The following is a 16,752-nucleotide window of genomic DNA, read 5'->3' as shown; positions in this document are numbered from 1 at the left end:
GCTCATGCCCGGACAAACCGTCCGGGAGGATGACCGGCGTTGTGCCGGTACCTCCAGGCTAGCAGCGCGACCGCCCCGGTGATTCCCCGCGAGGGGGTGGGGACGATCACCCTCCGTCAGCCCCCCAGGGCGGCGTACCCGGGCCGGACGACGTCGGTGAGCAGCCGCGCGCGCTCGGTTCCGTCGAGGAACGCGGCTGCCACCGCACGCTCGGTGACGGTCTGCACGTCGGCCCAGCCCCAGCCGAACGCGGTCGCGACCTCGGTCAGCTCGCTGGTGGCCGACACGCCGCTCATCAGCCGGTTGTCGGTGTTCACGGTGACGGCGAAGCCGAGCCGGTGCAGCCGGTCGACGGGGTGCTCGGCCAGCGACGGATAGGCGCCGGTCTGCACGTTGGACGACGGCGCGACCTCCAGCGGCACCTGCTCGTCGAGCACCCGCTGCGCCACCGGCCCGAGCGTGCCGTCCACCGGCACCTCGTCGGCGATGCGGATGCCATGGCCGAGGCGCTCCGCGCGAGCCCCGTCCAACGCGGCACGGATGCTGTCGATGCCGGCCGCCTCACCGGCGTGCACCGTCCGGTGGGCGCCGGCCCGGTCCAGCAGCTCGATGGCGGCGGGGATGCGGTCGGGCGGGAAGCCGATCTCGGGGCCGGCCAGGTCGAATCCGACCACGCCCGCGTCGCGGTAGCGCACGACCAGCCCGGCCACCTCCTCCCAGCGGTCGGTCTGGCGCATCGCGCACAGCAGCGCCCCGACCCGGATCGGCGTCCCGGCCGCGGTGGCCTCGGCCGCGCCGGCCGCATAGCCGTCGACCATCGCCTCGACGACCGCCTCGATCGGCAGTCCGCCGGCCGTCGACAGCTCCGGGGCGAAGCGCACCTCGGCGTGGACGACGCCGTCGGCGGCGAGATCCAGCGCGCACTCGCGGGCGACCCGGTGGATCGCGTCGGCGGTCTGCATGACCCCGACCGTGTGCGCGAACGTCTCCAGGTAGCGGACCAGCGAGCCAGAGTCCGCGGCCTGGCGGAACCAGCGGCCCAGCTCCCCGGCGTCCGCGGTGGGCAGCTCGCGGTAGCCGTGGGCGTCGGCCAGTTCCAGCACCGTCTGCGGCCGCAGACCGCCGTCGAGGTGGTCGTGCAGCAGGACCTTGGGGGCGCGCCGGAGGGAGTCGGCGTTCAGCGGTGCAGACACCCGAGAAAGCTACCGGTCCTGCCAGCGGAAGGTCCGGACGCACAGCAGCAGCCCGACGACGCACCAGAGACCCAGCACGATCGCGACCGTGCCCAGCTCCCAGGACCCGGCCGGCTCGCGGGCGGCCAGGGAGTCCGGCAGGAACACCGAGCGCAGCCCCTGGGCCAGCCACTTGACCGGGAAGACCGCCGCCACGTCCTGCAGCCAGCCGGGCACCTGGTCGAAGGGCATGAAGACGCCGGAGACGAACTCCAGCACCAGGGCGATCGGGGTCACCGTCGCCGACGCCGACCGCGAGTTGCGGGCCAGCGAGGAGACGGCGATGCCCAGCAGCGTGCACGCGGCCGCGCCGAGCACGGTGACCCACGCGAAGGTCAGCCAGTCGCTCCCCGACGGGAGGTCGATGCCGAAGACGAGGACGCCGACGAGCAGCAGGACGACGATGGTCGCCAGCGTCACGGCGACGACCTGCGCGACCTTGCCGACGAAGTAGGCCGACTTCGGCATCGGGGTGCCGGCCAGGGCCTTCAGCGTGCCGTCGGACCGCTCGCCGGCGATGTGGATCGCCATGTTCTGCAGGCTCGCGCCCACGATGCCGGCGGTGATCACCCCGGCCATGAAGTACTGCGGGAAGTCGACGCCCGAGCCGAGGTCGTAGTCGAGCACCGCCCCCAGGCCCAGCAGCAGGATCACGGGGAACAGCAGGGTGAACACGACCGACTCGCGCTGCCGGAAGAACTCCTTGAGCTCCACCCCGGCCCGCGTGCGGCAGACCCGGCCGACCGAGGGCAGGGCGGTGCGCGGAGGTGCGGCGGTGGTCACGAGCGGTCTCCGATCATCGTCAGGTAGACGTCCTCGAGGGTCGGGCGGTTCACCGCGAGGTCGGGCACCTCGCCGGGGAAGCGCGCGGCGAGCTCGGTGACGAAGGCGGTCGGTGTCGTCGTCTCGGCGGTCCGCCGGGTGCCATGCTCGGTCCAGCTGACGACGGCCGGCGCGGTCCCGCGACCGCCCAGGGCGGTGGGGACGGCAACCTCGGCCAGCCGGCCCCGGGCGATCACGCCGACCCGGTCGGCCAGCTCCTCGGCCTCGTCGAGGTAGTGCGTGGTGAGCAGCATGGTGGTGCCCAGCTCGCGCAGCGAGCGGATCAGTGCCCAGAACTGGCGCCGCGCCTCCGGGTCGAACCCGGTCGTCGGCTCGTCGAGGAAGAGCAGCTTCGGGCGGCCGACGATGCCGAGCGCCACGTCCAGCCGGCGGCGCTGCCCGCCCGACAGCGTGCGGCCGCGGGCGCCGCCCTTCTCGGTGAGGCCGACCAGCTCGAGCACCTCGTCGGGGTCCCGCGGGTCGGCGAAGTAGGAGGCCTGCGCGGTCAGCAGCTCGCGCACCGACAGCTGGCTGTCCCCGGCCCCCGACTGCAGCACGATGCCCAGGTCGGCCTTCCAGCGGCGGCCGCCCTTCGCCGGGTCGACCCCCAGCACGCGCACCTCACCGCCGTCGCGCCCGCGGTAGCCCTCGCAGATCTCGACCGTCGTCGTCTTGCCGGCGCCGTTGGGACCGAGCAGCGCGAAGATCTCCCCGCGACGGATGTCGAGGTCCAGACCGTCGACGGCGGCCCGCTCCCCGTACCGCTTGACCAGACCACGGATGGAGATCGCGGCCTCGGGATCGGGTTCCGTCGGCCGCCTCCCGGGTCCCGCCGCGAGCTCGCGAGTGGTGGGGAGGAGGTGGTCCTTCTGCACGAGAGACCAGTGTCCTCTACGACCCTGCGGTGATGCGGTCGAGGACCAGCGGGAGCACCTCGTCGTCGGTGTCGACGCCGAACGCGCCCTCGAGCGCCTCCAGGGCCCGCGGGATGCGGGCGGCGTCGTCGGTCTGCAGCTCGAGCAGGGGCTGCCCGGCGGTCACCCGCTCCCCCACGCCCGCGGTCCAGACGACGCCCGCGGCGGCGGACACCGGGTCCTCCTTGCGGGCCCGGCCGGCACCCAGCCGCCAGGCGGCGACGCCGAGGGAGAACGCGTCCAGCCGGGTCAGCGTGCCGGTGGCCGGGGCGGTCACCACGTGCGTCTCCGCCGGCCGCGGCAGCGGCGCGTCCGGGTCGCCGCCCTGCGCGGCGATCATCCGGCGCCACACGTCCATGGCCCGGCCGTCGGCCAGCGCCTCGGCGGGGTCGACGTCGGGACGCCCGGCGCCGGCGAGCATCTCGCGGGCCAGGGCGAGCGTCAGCTCGACGACGTCCGCCGGACCGCCGCCGGCCAGCACCTCGACCGACTCGGCGACCTCGACGGCGTTGCCCGCGGCCCGGCCCAGCGGCCGGTCCATCGCCGTCACCAGCGCGACGGTGCGGACGCCGGCGGCCTCACCCAGGCCGACCATCGTGCGGGCCAGGTCGCGGGAGGCGTCGGGGTCCTTCATGAACGCGCCCGAGCCGGTCTTCACGTCCAGCACCAGCGCGTCGGCGCCCTCGGCGATCTTCTTGCTCATGATCGAGCTGGCGATGAGCGGGATCGACTCCACGGTGCCGGTGACGTCGCGGAGGGCGTAGAGCAGCTTGTCCGCGGGGGCGAGGTCGTCGCCGGCCGCGCAGATCACCGCGCCCACGTCGCGCAGCTGCGCCAGGTAGGCCTGCTCGTCCACGTCGGCCCGCCACCCCGGGATCGCCTCGAGCTTGTCCAGGGTGCCGCCGGTGTGCCCGAGACCCCGCCCGGACAGCTGCGGCACGGCGACCCCGCAGGCAGCGACCAGCGGCGCCAGCGGCAGGGTGATCTTGTCGCCGACGCCGCCGGTGGAGTGCTTGTCGGCGGTGGGCCGCCCGAGCGCGGAGAGGTCCTTGCGCGACCCGGAGTCGATCATCGACCGGGTCCAGACGGCGAGCTCGTCCGGCGTCATGCCGCGGAAGAACACCGCCATCAGCAGGGCGCTCATCTGCTCGTCGGGCACCCTGCCCGCGGTGTAGGCGTCGATCACCCAGCGGATCTGGTCGGCCGAGAGCTCGACGCCGTCCCGCTTGGCCCGGATGATGTCGATCGCGTCGTGGCCGGCCATCAGCACTGCCCCCGCTCCGCTGCCGCGACCAGGTCGTCGGGGCCGAAGGCGTCGGGCAGCACCTCACGCATCGGGACGACCCCCAGGGACACCGTCTCGAGGAGCATGTCCGCCCCGCCGAACTCCCAGAGCAGCTGCCGGCACCGGCCGCACGGCATGAGCGGCTGCCCGTCCCCGCCCACGCAGGCGACCGCGACCAGCCGTCCCCCGCCCGAGCGCGCGAGATCGCTGACCATGCCGCACTCGGCACACAGGCTCAGCCCGTAGGAGGCGTTCTCGACGTTGCAGCCGGTCACCAGCCGGCCGTCGTCGACCAGGCCGGCGACCCCGACCGGGAACCGCGAGTAGGGCGCGTAGGCCCGGCTCATCGCCTCCCGGGCCGCGGCCCGCAGCGCGTCCCAGTCCACGTCGACCTCGTCCGCCCGCCCCACCACCCGATCGGCGGCCACTAGTGGTCCCCTCGCCGGTAGACCAGCCCGTCGGCCTTCGGCATCCGTAGTCGCTGGGAGGCCAGCGACAGCACCAGCAGCGTGATCAGGTGCGGGGTGAAGGACACGATGCCGGTGGGCAGCTCCTCGATCGTGAGGAAGCCGACCAGGCTGAGCCCGGCGAACGCCGCGGCCACCACCGCCTGCACGTACTTGCCCCGGGTGGTCTGGAACACCGCGACCGCCAGCAGCAGGACGGCGAGCAGCAGCAGGAGCGCGACGACGGCGGTGCGGCTGCGCAGCTGCAGTCCGTCGGCGAACCCGAACAGGCCCGCGCCGGCGGCCAGGCCGCCGGGCCGCCAGTTGCCGAAGATCAGCGCCGCCAGGCCGATGAAGCCGCGCCCACCGGTCTGGCCCTCCTTGTAGATGTTGGCGACGAACACCAGCGCCACACCGCCGAGCCCCGCCAGGCCGCCGGAGATGACGACCGCGATGTACTTCATCCGGTAGACGGGTACGCCGAGGGAGTCGGCCGCCGCGGGGTTTTCCCCGCAGGAGCGCAGCCGGAGCCCGAAGGCGGTCCGCCACAGCACCAGGTAGGTGATCGGGATGAGCAGGATCGCGATGAGCGTCAGGATGCCCACCCCGCTGGTGAGCCCGCGCAGCAGACCGGCGACGTCGGAGACGAGGAACCAGTCGGTGTCCTGCAGGTCGCCGAGGAGATCGGGGCCCGAGGACAGCACCGGCAGCGAGAAGCTCGGCGGTCTGCTGGACAGCGCCGGCGACTGGGTGACCCCGCCCCCGACGTCGCTGCCGGCGTAGACCAGCTCGGAGAGGAACCGGACGATGCCCCCGGCCAGGATGTTGATGGCCACGCCGGAGACCACGTGGTCGACGCCGAAGCTGACCGTGGCGATGGCGTGGAGGAGGCCTCCGGCGGCGCCGAGGACGATGCCGCCGACGATCGCGCCGACCCAGCCCCACTGGTAGCCGGCGTACCCGGCCCCCCAGGTGCCCAGGATCATCATGCCTTCGAGGCCGATGTTCACCACGCCCGCGCGCTCGGAGAACAGGCCGCCCAGCGCGGCCAGCCCGATGGGCACCGCCAGCAGCAGCGCCGTCGCGAAGGTGGACGACGAGGTGAGCGCCTGCTCGCCGGAGACGATGCGGACCACCGACATCAGCAGCATCAGCCCGACGAGGCCCCAGGTGATCCGGCGGGCCTTGCCGCCCCCGAGGAGGAGCTCGGTGAGCGGTCCGCGGTTCGGCGCGGAGGTGGCTGCCGTCGTCGCGGTGCTCATCTCCCGGCCTCCTGGCGGTCGTCGGTGATCCGGGTGCCGACCGGGCCCCCGGGGCCGGCGGACGTCCCGTCGTCGGCGGGCGGGTCGCCCTGCCCGCTGCCCCGCTCGGCCCGCCGCCGGTTGAGCTGCCGCGCCAGCTCGTTGGCGATCACGACCGCGAGCACGATCGTGCCCTGGATGATCGTGACCACCGAGGCGGGGATGTCGGCGAACTGCAGCGGCACCGCGGCCCGGTCGAGGAAGGCGAACAGCAGCGCGGCGAAGGCGATGCCGGTCGGGCTGCCCCGGCCGAGCAGGGCCACCGCGATGCCGAGGAAGCCCAGGCCGGCGGTGAACTCGGTGCCGAAGTGGCGCGTGTCGCCCAGCAGGTCGGGCAGCCCGATGAGGCCGGCGATCCCGCCCGAGATGAGCATCGTCTTGATGACCATGCGGCGGGCGTCGACGCCGCTGGCGGTGGCGGCCGAGGGCGACATGCCAGTGGCCCGGAGGTCGAAGCCGAACCGGGTGCGCGTCAGCACCACGGCCACCACCACGCCCACGACGACGGCGACCAGCAGGAAGCCGTAGAGCTCCGACCGCGGCTGGGCCAGCCCCACGACGCCGAACAGCCCGTTGAGATCGGGGAACCAGCCCGACTCGGGGATGTCCGTGGTGGTGATGATCGCCGCGCCCTCCTCGCTGCCCCGCAGCGGGCCGGTGAGCAGCCAGGACGCGGTGCCCAGGGCGATGAAGTTGAGCATGATCGAGCTGATCACCTCGCTCACGCCGCGGGTGACCTTGAGGACGGCGACGATGCCCGCCCACAGGGCGCCCACCGCCATCGCCACGACGATGATCAGCAGCACGTGCAGCGGGCCGGGCAGGGCGACCGCCGCCCCGGCGCCGGCGGCGAGCACCGTGGCCATCCGGTACTGGCCCTCGACGCCGATGTTGAACAGCCCCATGCGGAACGCGACCGCGACCGCCAGGCCCGAGAGGAACAGCGGCACCGCGCGGTTGAGGATCACCACGATCGACTGGGTCTGCTGCGCCGGGGTGTCCCCGAAGTCCAGCAGCACCTGCAGCGCGGTCCCCGGGTTCTCGCCGATGGCCAGGATGACCAGGGCGGTGATGACCACCGCGACCACGACGGCCATGGCCGGGGCGAGCAGGGCCGACCCGAGCCGGCGGAGGGCGGTCACGCCGCACCCGCCGCGCCGTCGTGGGCGCCGGTCATGTGGCCGCCGAGCTGTTCCGGGGTGACCGCCGTCGGATCCAGCGTGGCGACCAGCCGGCCGCGGAGCATGACGTGCAGCGTGTCGGAGAGGCTGATCAGCTCGTCCAGGTCGGCCGAGATCAGCAGGATCCCCAGCCCCTCGGCGCGGGCGGTGTTGAGCAGCTCCCAGATGGCGGCCTGCGCGCCGACGTCGACCCCGCGGGTGGGGTGCGCGGCGACGAGGAGCCGGGGCGAGGCGCTCATCTCGCGCCCGACGATGAGCTTCTGCTGGTTCCCGCCGGACAGCGCCACCGCGGGGGTGTCCGGCCCGGGGGCGCGGACGTCGTACTCCTCCATGATCCGCTCGGTGTCGGCCCGCGCCGCCCGGCGGTCGATGAACAGCCCCTTGACCGCCGGTGGCCGGGTCTGGTGGCCCAGGATCCGGTTCTCCCACAGCGGGGCGTCGAGCAGCATGCCCTGGCGGTGCCGGTCCTCGGGGATGAAGCCGACCCCGGCCTCGCGCCGGGCGCGGGTGCTCCAGTCGGCGATGTCCTGGTCGCCGAGCTCGACGGAGCCGTCGGCGAGCGGGCGCAGCCCCATGATGGCGTCGACCAGCTCGGCCTGGCCGTTGCCCTCGACGCCGGCGATCCCCACGACCTCCCCCTCGCGGACGAGCAGCGAGACGTCGTCGACGGCGGGCCGGCTCCCCTGCGAGGCGACCGTCAGCCCGCGCAGCCGGAGGACGGGCACGTCCCGGACGGTGGCGCTCCGCGCACCGGGCGTGGGCAGTTCCGACCCCACCATCAGCTCGGCGAGCTGACGCGCCGTCGTCGTCCGCGGGTCCGCGGTGCCGACGGTGGTGCCGCGGCGGATGACCGTGATGGAGTCGGCGACCTTGCGCACCTCGTCGAGCTTGTGCGAGATGAAGATGACGGTGAGGCCCTCGCGCGTCAGCTCGGCGAGGTTGCCGAACAGCTCGTCGACCTCCTGCGGGACGAGGACGGCGGTGGGCTCGTCGAGGATCAGCGTCGTCGCGCCCCGGTAGAGCACCTTGGCGATCTCGACCCGCTGCCGGTCCCCCACCCCGAGCTCCTCGACGAGGACGTCGGGATCGAGGTTGAGCGCGTACCGGTCGGAGAGCTCGGTGATGCGCCGGCGGGCCGTGGCGCGGTCGAGCCGCCCGCCACGGGTCGGTTCGCTGCCCAGGACGACGTTCTCCAGGACGGTGAAGTTGTCGGCGAGCATGAAGTGCTGGTGCACCATCCCGATGCCCGCGGCGATGGCGTCCGACGGGCTGCGCAGCGTCGCCTCGCGGCCGTCGAGCAGGATCGTGCCCTCGTCGGGACGGTGCATCCCGTAGAGGGTCTTCATCAGCGTGGACTTGCCGGCACCGTTCTCGCCGACGATCGCGTGCACCTCGCCACGGCGGACCCGCAGCTGGATGTCACGGTTGGCGACCACCCCGGGGAAGCGCTTGGTGATGCCGCGCAGCTCCACCGCGTACGGGACGTCTCCGGTCGCCGTCCCCGGCGGGTGCGCGCCGCCGGTTGCTGCCTCGGCCATGGGTGGGCCTTCCTCTCGCGGTGCCTCCGCGGGTGGGCGGAGCACGTCTGCTGCTGTTCGCCGGGAGGACGCAGGTCCTGCGTCGCCCGCCGGGTCCGCCGGGCTGCAGCTGCCGACCGGCTGCGCGCATGATGTCGCACACCTCGGCACGGCGGTGCACCAGCCCTCACGGCAACGGCGGGCCCGGGCGGAGTGCGCCCGGGCCCGCCGTGGGACCGACCCGTGAGCGCGGGACCGCCGAGAGCGGTCCCGCGCCGGTGTCACGGGGTGGTGGGAACCTCGATGTCGCCATCGATGATCTGCTGGCGGAAGTCCTCGAGGACGTCCTGGATGTCGTCGATGTAGCCACCGGACTCCGACAGCCCGACGCCCTCGGTGGAGAGGTCGTTGAGGATGTCGGTGCCGCCCTCGACGTCGCCCTCGGCGACGTCGGTGATGTAGGCCTCGACCGCGTTGTCGACCCGCTTGAGCATCGACGTCATGATGACGGCCTGCTGCTCCGGCGACGCGCTCAGGTACTGGTCGGAGTCGACCCCGATGGCGCGCTGCCCCGCCTCGACAGCAGCCTCGAAGACGCCCTCGCCAGAACCGCCGGCGGCGTGGAACACGATGTCCGCGCCGGACTGGTACATGCTCTGCGCCGCGACCTTGCCGCCCTCGGGGTCACCGAAGCCGGAGGGGTCGCCGGCCGGGGAGAGGTAGGTCGTGTCGACGATGATGTCGGGGTCCACGGCCTTGGCACCGGCTTTGAAACCGGCCTCGAACTTCTTGATCAGCGGGCTCTCCTGGCCGCCGACGAAGCCGATGTGGCCGGTCACGCTCTTGGAGGCGGCGGCGACGCCGGCGAGGAAGCTGCCCTCCTCCTCGGCGAAGACCAGGCCGGTGAGGTTGTCCTCCCCCATGTCCTCGACCGAGGTGTCGACGATCGCGAAGTCGGTCTCGGGGTAGTCCGACGCGATGTCGGCGATGATGTCGCCGTAGGCGAAGCCGACCGCGATGACCGGGTTGTAGCCGTTCTCGGCGAGCTGGGTCAGCAGCTCCTCGCGGTTGGAGCCGTCGTCGTTGGGCGAGAGCTCCTCGATGTCCTCCTCGACGTCGCCACCCAGCTCCTGGACGGCCGCCTCGACACCGGCGATGGCCGAGTCGTTGAAGGACTTGTCGCCACGGCCGCCGGTGTCGTAGGCGACACCGACCTTGAGGTCGCCGTCGCTCGCGCCGCCGCTGCCGCCGTCGCCGCCGTCCTCGTCGCTGGCGCACGCCGACAGGGCCAGGCCGCCGGCCAGCAGCAGCGCCGCCGTCTTCGTCATCCGCGCTCGGCGCAAGACGATCTCCTCTCTGGGGGGACCCGCGCGCCTCGAGGCTGCGCGTCCCGGTGAAGTCCTTCTGTCGTGTTCCTCCCCGGGCGCCGGAGCGCACCGCGGCGGGACACGACGCAGAACGCTAACCGCGGGTCCGTGGACCGCCCCCGGTCGCGCCGTGGACTGAGACCCGATCGTTGCGAAGCGCCGCCCCGGCTCCCCCGGACGGTGTCCCGGGTCACGCGCGCCGGCGCGGGGCGCGCCCCCTACCGTTCAGCGCATGGGACGACGGGGTGGCCTGCGCGGACCGGCAGCCGCTCTGCTGGCCGCGGGGCTCGTCGTGCTCCCGGCGACGGCGGCGTCCGGGGAGGCACCGCGTCCGACGGCGGATCCGGGTGCGCCCACCCCGAGCGCGCCACGGACCGAGCGGCCTCCGCAGGGCAGCGCTCCCGACGGCAGCACGGTCGGCGGCGAGGACCTGGACACGCGGCGGCTGGTCGTGGCCGACGGCACGCCCCCGCTCCCCGGACCGCTGGCCGCCTCCGGCTGGCTGGTGGCCGACGCACGGTCCGGCGCGGTGCTCGCCGCCCGGGACCCGCACGGCCGGTACTACCCGGCGAGCACGCTGAAGGCGCTGACCCTGCTGACGCTGGCACCCCGGCTCGATCCGGCGCAGGTCGTCGTGGGCACACCGGAGGACGAGCAGATGGAGGGCAGCCGCGTCGGCCTGCTCGCCGGTGGGGAGTACTCCGTCGGCCTCCTCCTCCAGGGGCTCGTCCTGCAGTCGGGCAACGACGCGGCGAACGCGCTGGCCCGCGCGGCCGGGGGCACCGAGGCCACGGTCGCGGCCATGACGGAGACGGCCGAGGCGATCGGCGCCTACGACACCGTCGTCGGCGGGCCCTCCGGGCTGGACGTCGCCGGGCAGTCCTCCTCGCCCTACGACCTGGCGCTGATCTTCCGCGACCTGGTCGAGGACCCGGTGACCGCCGCGCTGCTCACCACGTCGACGGCACAGGTGCCCGAGGTGCCCGGCCGCGCCCCCGGCTTCCAGATCCAGAACCAGAACCCGCTCGCCGGCTACCCGGGCACGCTCGGCGGGAAGACCGGATTCACCGACGCCGCCCGGCACGCGTTCGTGACCGCGGCGGAACGGGACGGCCGCCGGCTGGTCGTGAGCGTGCTCGACACCGAGAACCAGCCGCTGCGCGCCGCCGACCAGGCAGCGCTGCTGCTGGACTGGGGCTTCGCCGTCCCGCCGGGGACCGACGGCGTCGGCCGGCTCGTCGAGCCGGCCGACCTGGTCGAGTCCGCCGAGGTGGCCGAGCCGGCCGAGCCGGCCGAGGTGACCGAGGTGACGCCCTCGGCGGGGCCCGCCGCCGGGCAGCCCGCGGCGGCGGTTCCGCCGGACCCGGAGGAGGACGCGCCCCCGCTGCTGCTGGGCGCCGCCCTGGCGGTGGCCGCGGCGGGCGTCGTCGCAGCCACCGTGGTCGGCCGGCGGAGGGCGGTGCGGTACGTCAGCGAGGCGGACCGGTGAGCGGGTACTCGCGGGAGACGGCCCAGGCGCCGGTGGGCGTCTGCTCGAACTCGGTGAAATGCGCGACCCGGAACTCGGCCGAGAGGTCGGCCAGCCCGCTGTAGGCCAGCTCGAGCATGTCGGGGGCCACGTCGTGCGCGACGGTCACGTGCGGGTGGTACGGGTAGGCCAGCGGCCGGGCCAGCGGACCCTGGCGAACGACGCCGGCCAGCAGTTCGCAGTCACCGATCCCGCGGGCGACCGCGACGAACACCACGTCCGAGACCGGGTGGAAGGTGCCGGTCCCCGACAGGTGCATGGTGAACGCGGGGTGGGCGCGGGCCACACCGGCGAGGTGCTCGGCGACCGCGGGCCGGTCGGCCATCGGCACCTCGGTGGGGGGCAGCAGCGTCACGTGCGGGGGCACGAGCCGGGCCTGCGGATCGCCCACCTTGGTGCGCCAGTCGACGAGGAGCTGGGCCCACGGCTCCGGCACCGTCACCACGACGCCGATCACCGACGTGGCCTCCGCCGGGTCCCCCGTGGTCATGCGGGCGCCCCCGGGGCGAGGAAACCGACGCGGTCGTACACTTCGGCCACGGTCTGCCGCGCCACCTCGCGGGCGCGCTGGGCGCCGTCGGCCAGGATCCGCTCGAGCTCGGCCCGGTCGTCGAGCAGCTCGGTGGTGCGCTGCCGCACCGGCGTCACGAACTCGGTGACGACCTCGGCCAGCTCCTTCTTCAGGTCGCCGTAGCCGCGGCCGGCGAAGTGCTCCTCGAGCTCCCGCACGCTGCGCCCGGAGAGCGCGCTGTGGATGGTCAGCAGGTTCGTGACGCCGGGCTTGGCCACCGCGTCGGCCATGATCTCGCGGCCGGTGTCGGTCACCGCCGACCGGATCTTCTTCGCCGTCACCGCCGGCTCGTCGAGCAGGTACACCGTGCCCGCCGGCGGCAGGCTCTTGCTCATCTTCCGCTCCGGCGACTGCAGGTCCAGGATCTTCGCCGCGCCCGGCGGGATGTAGGCGGCCGGCACCGTGAACGTCGTCCCGAAACGGCTGTTGAACCGCGTCGCCAGGTCGCGGGTCAGCTCCAGGTGCTGGCGCTGGTCCTCACCGACCGGCACCTGGTCGGCCTGGTAGACGAGGATGTCCGCCGCCTGCAGCACCGGGTAGGTGAACAGGCCGACGGTCGCCCCGGCGGTGCCCTCGCGCTGGCTCTTGTCCTTGAACTGCGTCATCCGGCCGGCCTCGCCGAACCCGGTCAGGCACTCCATGACCCAGGACAGCTGGAGGTGCTCCGGCACGTGGCTCTGCACGAACAGCGTGCTGCGGGCCGGGTCGACGCCCAGCGCCAGCAGCTGCGCGGCCGAGACCAGCGTGCTCCGGCGGAGTTCGGCGGGGTCCTGCGGCAACGTGATCGCGTGCAGGTCGACGACGCAGTAGAACGCCTCGGTCGTGTCCTGCAGCGCCACCCACTGCCGGAGCGCACCGAGGTAGTTGCCGAGCTGGAAGGAGCCCGCGGACGGCTGGATGCCGGAGAGCACACGGGGAAGAGGCACGGACGCCATCAAACCAGCCGCCCGAACTCCTCGTTCCGGCCTCCCCCGAACCGGTGAGGACTCAGGCCGGGCGGACCGCCACCCGCACGTCGTCGCGCACGGCGTCCAGCGCGGCCAGGAAGGCGTCGTCCTCCTCGGGCGCACCGACGGTGACGCGCACCCCCTCGCCCGGGAACGGCCGGGTGATCACCGCACGCGCCTCGAGGGCCTCGGCCAGCGGAGCGGCCTGCTCCCCGACCGGCAACCAGACGAAGTTCGCCTGGCTGTCGGCGACGTCCAGCCCGCGCTCGCGCAGCTCACCGGTCAGCCGCGCCCGCTCGGCGACGACGGCGGCGCACCGCCGGCGCACCTCGTCCTCGCTGGCCAGGGCCGCGACGGCGGCGGCCTGGGCGAGCATCGAGACGCTGAAGGGGACGTGCGTCTTGCGCACGGCCTCGGCCACGGCGGGGTCCTCGGCGATCAGGTAGCCCACCCGCAGTCCCGCCAGGCCCCACGCCTTGGAGAAGGTGCGCAGGACGGCGACGTTGTCCCGGCCGCGCATCAGCTCGACGCCGTCCGGCACGTCCCCGTCGCTGACGAACTCCCGGTACGCCTCGTCCAGCACGACCAGCGTCGTCGCCGGGACCGCGTCGAGGAACCGCTCGAGCTCCCCGCGACGGACCGCCGTCCCGGTGGGGTTGTTCGGGTTGCACACGAAGACCAGGCGGGTGGTGTCGTCGATGGCGGCCAGCAGCCCGTCGAGGTCGTGGGTGTCGGCGGGGCCGCCGTCGCGACCGGGGACCAGGGGCACCTGGACCGGCCGGGCGCCGGCCACCCGGGCCAGCAACGGGTACATCTCGAACGACCGCCAGGCGAAGGCGATGCTCGTGCCGGGCTCGCTGTAGGCCTGGGCGAGCTCCTGGCAGAGCGTCACCGCGCCGCAGCCGCTGGCGATCTGCCCGGGGTCGACGCCGTACCGCTCCGCGAGCGCCGCGGTGAGGACGGCGGCCCCGTTGTCCGGGTAGCGGTTGGTCTCCCCGGCGGCAGCGGTCACGGCCTGCACGACGGCCGGCAGCGGTGGGAAGGCGACCTCGTTGCTGGCCAGCTTGATCGCGCGGTCGACGCCGATCTCGCGGGCCAGATCGGCCGGGTTGCGCCCGGGCCGGTACGCCGGCAGTGCCTCAACCGCCGGGCGCGGGCTCACCACGGGATTCGACCTCCTCGGCCGCCTAGGGTGGCGGCATGCGCGTTCTGGTCGCCGGTGGAGCCGGCTACATCGGCAGCGTAGTGACCGCTGCCCTGCTCGCCGACGGCCACGAGGTCACGGTGCTCGACGATCTCTCCACCGGGCACGCCGACGCCGTGCCGTCGGGCGCGACGCTGGCGGAGGTGTCGCTGCACGACTCGGCGCCGGTGCTCGCCGACGTCCGCCCCGAGGCGGTGCTGCACTTCGCGGCCAGGTCGCTCGTCGGCGTCTCGCAGCAGCAGCCGGAGGACTACTGGTCGACCAACGTCGGCGGCTCGCTGGCGCTGCTGGAGGCGATGCGCGCCGCCGACTGCCGCCGGATCGTCTTCTCCTCGACCGCGGCCACCTACGGGGAGCCCGACCAGGTGCCCATCCGCGAGGACGCACCGACCCGGCCGACGAACACCTACGGCGCCTCGAAGCTCGCCGTCGACCACATGCTGACCTCCTACGCGGTGGCGCACGGCTTCGCGGCGGTGAGCCTGCGGTACTTCAACGTGGCCGGCGCGGCGTTCGGGCTGGGCGAGCGACACGCGACCGAGACCCACCTCATCCCGCTCGCGCTGCAGGTCGCAGCTGGGCAACGCGAGTCGCTGACCGTGTTCGGCCGCGACTACCCGACGCCGGACGGCACCTGCATCCGCGACTACGTGCACGTCGAGGACCTCTCCGACGCCCACCTCCTGGCGCTGCCCGCGCCGTCGGCCGGTGAGCACCGCATCTACAACCTCGGCAACGGCACCGGCTTCTCCGTGCAGCAGGTCGTCGACGCCGCCCGCGAGGTCACCGGCCACCCGATCCCGACCACCGACGGCCCACGGCGGGCCGGCGACCCGGCACAGCTGGTGGCCTCCAGCGACCGCATCCGTGCCGACCTGGGCTGGGCGCCCCGGCACACCGACCTGGTGGGCATCGTCCGCGACGCCTGGGGCGTCGCGCGGACCCGCTAGACCGTCGGGCGCTCGACGCCGTCCGGGTCGGTCCCGGCCGCCTCGCCGTCCTCGGGCTCCGGCAGGGGCGGGTCCACCCGCAACCGGGCGATCCGCCGTCCGTCCAGCTCGACGACGGTGATCTCCCGGCCCTCCACCACGATGGTGTCGCCCACCTCGGGGAGCCGCCCGAGACCGGCCAGCACGTACCCCGCCACGGTCTCGTAGGGACCTTCCGGCAGGTGTAGCCCGGTGACCTCGGTGAAGTCGTCGAGGTTGAGCAGTCCGTCGACCTCGCGCGGGGCGTCCGGCGACTGACGCGCCTCCGGCTCGACCTCGGCGTCGTACTCGTCGTAGATCTCGCCGATGACCTCCTCGATGAGGTCCTCCAGCGTCACGATCCCGTCGGTTCCGCCGTACTCGTCGACGACGATCGCCAGGTGCTGGTTCTCCCGCCGCATCTCGCTGAGCGCGGTGAGCACCCCGGCGGTGCCGGGCAGCCGCTTGACCTCGCGGGCTAGGTCACCCACGGTGGCGGCCCGACCGGCCGGGTGGTTGGGGAGGAACAGGTCGCGGACGTGCACGAAGCCGACGACGTCGTCCTGGTCGCGGCCGGCCACCGGGAAGCGTGACCAGTTCGAGTCGGCGACCTGCTTGGCTGCCCGGCTGGTCGTCATCGAGGCGTCCAGGAAACCGACCTCGGTGCGGGGGGTCATGACCTCGCGGACCTCGCGCTGGCCGGCGCGGAACACCTCGTCGATCAGCCGCCGCTCGTCGCTGCTGAGGGACTCGTGCGCGGCGACCAGGTCGCGGAGCTCCTCCTGGCTGATCGACTCACCGCTCTGGGTGGGATCGCCGCCCAGCAGCCGGACCAGCGCGTTCGTGGACTTGGACAGCAGCCAGATGACGGGCCGGGACAGCTTGGCGATGGCGTTGAGGGGGGCGGCGACGACCAGGGCGAACCCCTCGGCCCGCTGGAGCGCGAGCCGCTTGGGGGTGAGCTCGCCGACGACCAGCGACAGGTAGCTGATCGCGATCGTGACCAGGACCAGGGCGAGCGTGCCGGCGAGCCCCGCGGAGACCCCCCGGCCGGCCAGCCAGTCGGCCAGCGGCTCGGACAGGGTGCTGGCACCGAAGGCCGCCGAGAAGAACCCGGCCAGCGTCACCCCGACCTGGACGGCGGCGAGGAACTGGTTGGGGTCGCTGAGCAGCTTCTGCACCGCCTTGCCCCGGCGCCCGGTCTCGGCCATGGCCCGGACCTGGGACTCGCGCAGCGAGACCAGCGCGATCTCGGCGCCGGCGAAGACCCCGCCGATCATGACGAAGACGACGACCATGACGATGTTGAGCCAGACGTCGCTCACCGGCGGCGTACTCCTCGAGTGCTGGGAGGGGGCGGTGCGGGCACCCCATCGTGCCCTGGCGGGGCGCCCCCGGTGCGGCGCTCCCGGCGCTGCCGGTGCCCACGCCGCGCGATGTGACCTGCGTCTCGTGCACTGTCCGTCCTC

15 protein-coding genes are annotated in these 16,752 nt (G+C 73.8%); 2 read left to right on the top strand and 13 right to left on the bottom strand.

The features are described from left to right. Positions 1 to 116: 116 nt before the first annotated feature. The 9 genes from RM425_RS04060 to RM425_RS04020 form a co-directional block, all read right to left on the bottom strand. Positions 117 to 1,193 carry an adenosine deaminase gene (locus RM425_RS04060; RefSeq protein WP_311343878.1) on the bottom strand — a complete coding sequence of 359 codons (1,077 nt, stop codon included), beginning with the start codon at positions 1,191 to 1,193 and terminating at the stop codon, positions 117 to 119. Positions 1,194 to 1,202: 9 nt separating this feature from the next. After that, the gene (locus RM425_RS04055; protein WP_311343877.1) at positions 1,203 to 2,015 is read right to left on the bottom strand and encodes an ABC transporter permease; all 813 of its coding nucleotides are present in this window, start codon (positions 2,013 to 2,015) and stop codon (positions 1,203 to 1,205) included. Further along, complete coding sequence (locus tag RM425_RS04050; RefSeq protein ID WP_311343876.1) at positions 2,012 to 2,929, bottom strand: ABC transporter ATP-binding protein; 918 nt, start codon at positions 2,927 to 2,929, stop codon at positions 2,012 to 2,014. Before RM425_RS04050 ends, RM425_RS04055 begins: the two co-directional genes overlap by 4 nt. A gap of 16 nt (positions 2,930 to 2,945) precedes the next feature. Next, complete coding sequence (locus RM425_RS04045) at positions 2,946 to 4,232, bottom strand: thymidine phosphorylase (RefSeq protein WP_311343875.1); 1,287 nt, start codon at positions 4,230 to 4,232, stop codon at positions 2,946 to 2,948. Continuing rightward, positions 4,232 to 4,681: a cytidine deaminase gene (locus RM425_RS04040; RefSeq protein WP_311343874.1), complete on the bottom strand. Its 450-nt coding sequence runs from the start codon at positions 4,679 to 4,681 to the stop codon at positions 4,232 to 4,234. Before RM425_RS04040 ends, RM425_RS04045 begins: the two co-directional genes overlap by 1 nt. Continuing rightward, entirely contained in the window at positions 4,681 to 5,961 is a 1,281-nt protein-coding gene (locus RM425_RS04035) for an ABC transporter permease (RefSeq protein ID WP_311343873.1), read from the bottom strand. Before RM425_RS04035 ends, RM425_RS04040 begins: the two co-directional genes overlap by 1 nt. Continuing rightward, positions 5,958 to 7,142: an ABC transporter permease gene (locus RM425_RS04030; protein WP_311343872.1), complete on the bottom strand. Its 1,185-nt coding sequence runs from the start codon at positions 7,140 to 7,142 to the stop codon at positions 5,958 to 5,960. The genes RM425_RS04035 and RM425_RS04030 overlap by 4 nt, the downstream gene beginning before the upstream one ends. Further along, positions 7,139 to 8,719, bottom strand: a complete 1,581-nt coding sequence (locus tag RM425_RS04025) for an ABC transporter ATP-binding protein (RefSeq protein ID WP_311343871.1) — start codon at positions 8,717 to 8,719, stop codon at positions 7,139 to 7,141. The genes RM425_RS04030 and RM425_RS04025 overlap by 4 nt, the downstream gene beginning before the upstream one ends. A gap of 260 nt (positions 8,720 to 8,979) precedes the next feature. Beyond that, on the bottom strand, positions 8,980 to 10,026 hold the full coding sequence (locus tag RM425_RS04020) for a BMP family lipoprotein (RefSeq protein ID WP_311343870.1): 1,047 nt from the start codon (positions 10,024 to 10,026) through the stop codon (positions 8,980 to 8,982). Between the two features lie 271 nt (positions 10,027 to 10,297). Here RM425_RS04020 and RM425_RS04015 point away from each other — a divergent pair, with 271 nt between their 5' ends. After that, positions 10,298 to 11,554 carry a D-alanyl-D-alanine carboxypeptidase family protein gene (locus tag RM425_RS04015; RefSeq protein WP_311343869.1) on the top strand — a complete coding sequence of 419 codons (1,257 nt, stop codon included), beginning with the start codon at positions 10,298 to 10,300 and terminating at the stop codon, positions 11,552 to 11,554. Here RM425_RS04015 and RM425_RS04010 read toward each other — a convergent pair. From RM425_RS04010 to hisC, 3 genes are read right to left on the bottom strand one after another with little or no spacing between them, the layout of a single operon-like run. Then, the gene (locus tag RM425_RS04010; RefSeq protein ID WP_311343868.1) at positions 11,535 to 12,083 is read right to left on the bottom strand and encodes a 2'-5' RNA ligase family protein; all 549 of its coding nucleotides are present in this window, start codon (positions 12,081 to 12,083) and stop codon (positions 11,535 to 11,537) included. The two genes, RM425_RS04015 and RM425_RS04010, sit on opposite strands and share 20 nt — an antisense overlap. Next, positions 12,080 to 13,099: a tryptophan--tRNA ligase gene (gene trpS / locus RM425_RS04005; RefSeq protein WP_311343867.1), complete on the bottom strand. Its 1,020-nt coding sequence runs from the start codon at positions 13,097 to 13,099 to the stop codon at positions 12,080 to 12,082. Before trpS ends, RM425_RS04010 begins: the two co-directional genes overlap by 4 nt. Before the next feature lie 52 nt (positions 13,100 to 13,151). After that, entirely contained in the window at positions 13,152 to 14,276 is a 1,125-nt protein-coding gene (gene hisC / locus RM425_RS04000; protein ID WP_311343866.1) for a histidinol-phosphate transaminase, read from the bottom strand. Between the two features lie 35 nt (positions 14,277 to 14,311). Here hisC and galE point away from each other — a divergent pair, with 35 nt between their 5' ends. Then, positions 14,312 to 15,265: a UDP-glucose 4-epimerase GalE gene (galE, locus tag RM425_RS03995; RefSeq protein ID WP_311343865.1), complete on the top strand. Its 954-nt coding sequence runs from the start codon at positions 14,312 to 14,314 to the stop codon at positions 15,263 to 15,265. Here the strand turns inward: galE and RM425_RS03990 are convergent. Further along, entirely contained in the window at positions 15,262 to 16,608 is a 1,347-nt protein-coding gene (locus RM425_RS03990) for a hemolysin family protein (RefSeq protein ID WP_311343864.1), read from the bottom strand. The genes galE and RM425_RS03990 overlap by 4 nt on opposite strands. Between the last annotated feature and the right edge of the window lie 144 nt (positions 16,609 to 16,752).

Origin of the sequence: Blastococcus goldschmidtiae (genome assembly GCF_031845325.1) — a bacterium.
GTDB lineage: Bacteria > Actinomycetota > Actinomycetes > Mycobacteriales > Geodermatophilaceae > Blastococcus > Blastococcus goldschmidtiae.
This window is presented reverse-complemented; position numbering and strand designations above follow the sequence as displayed.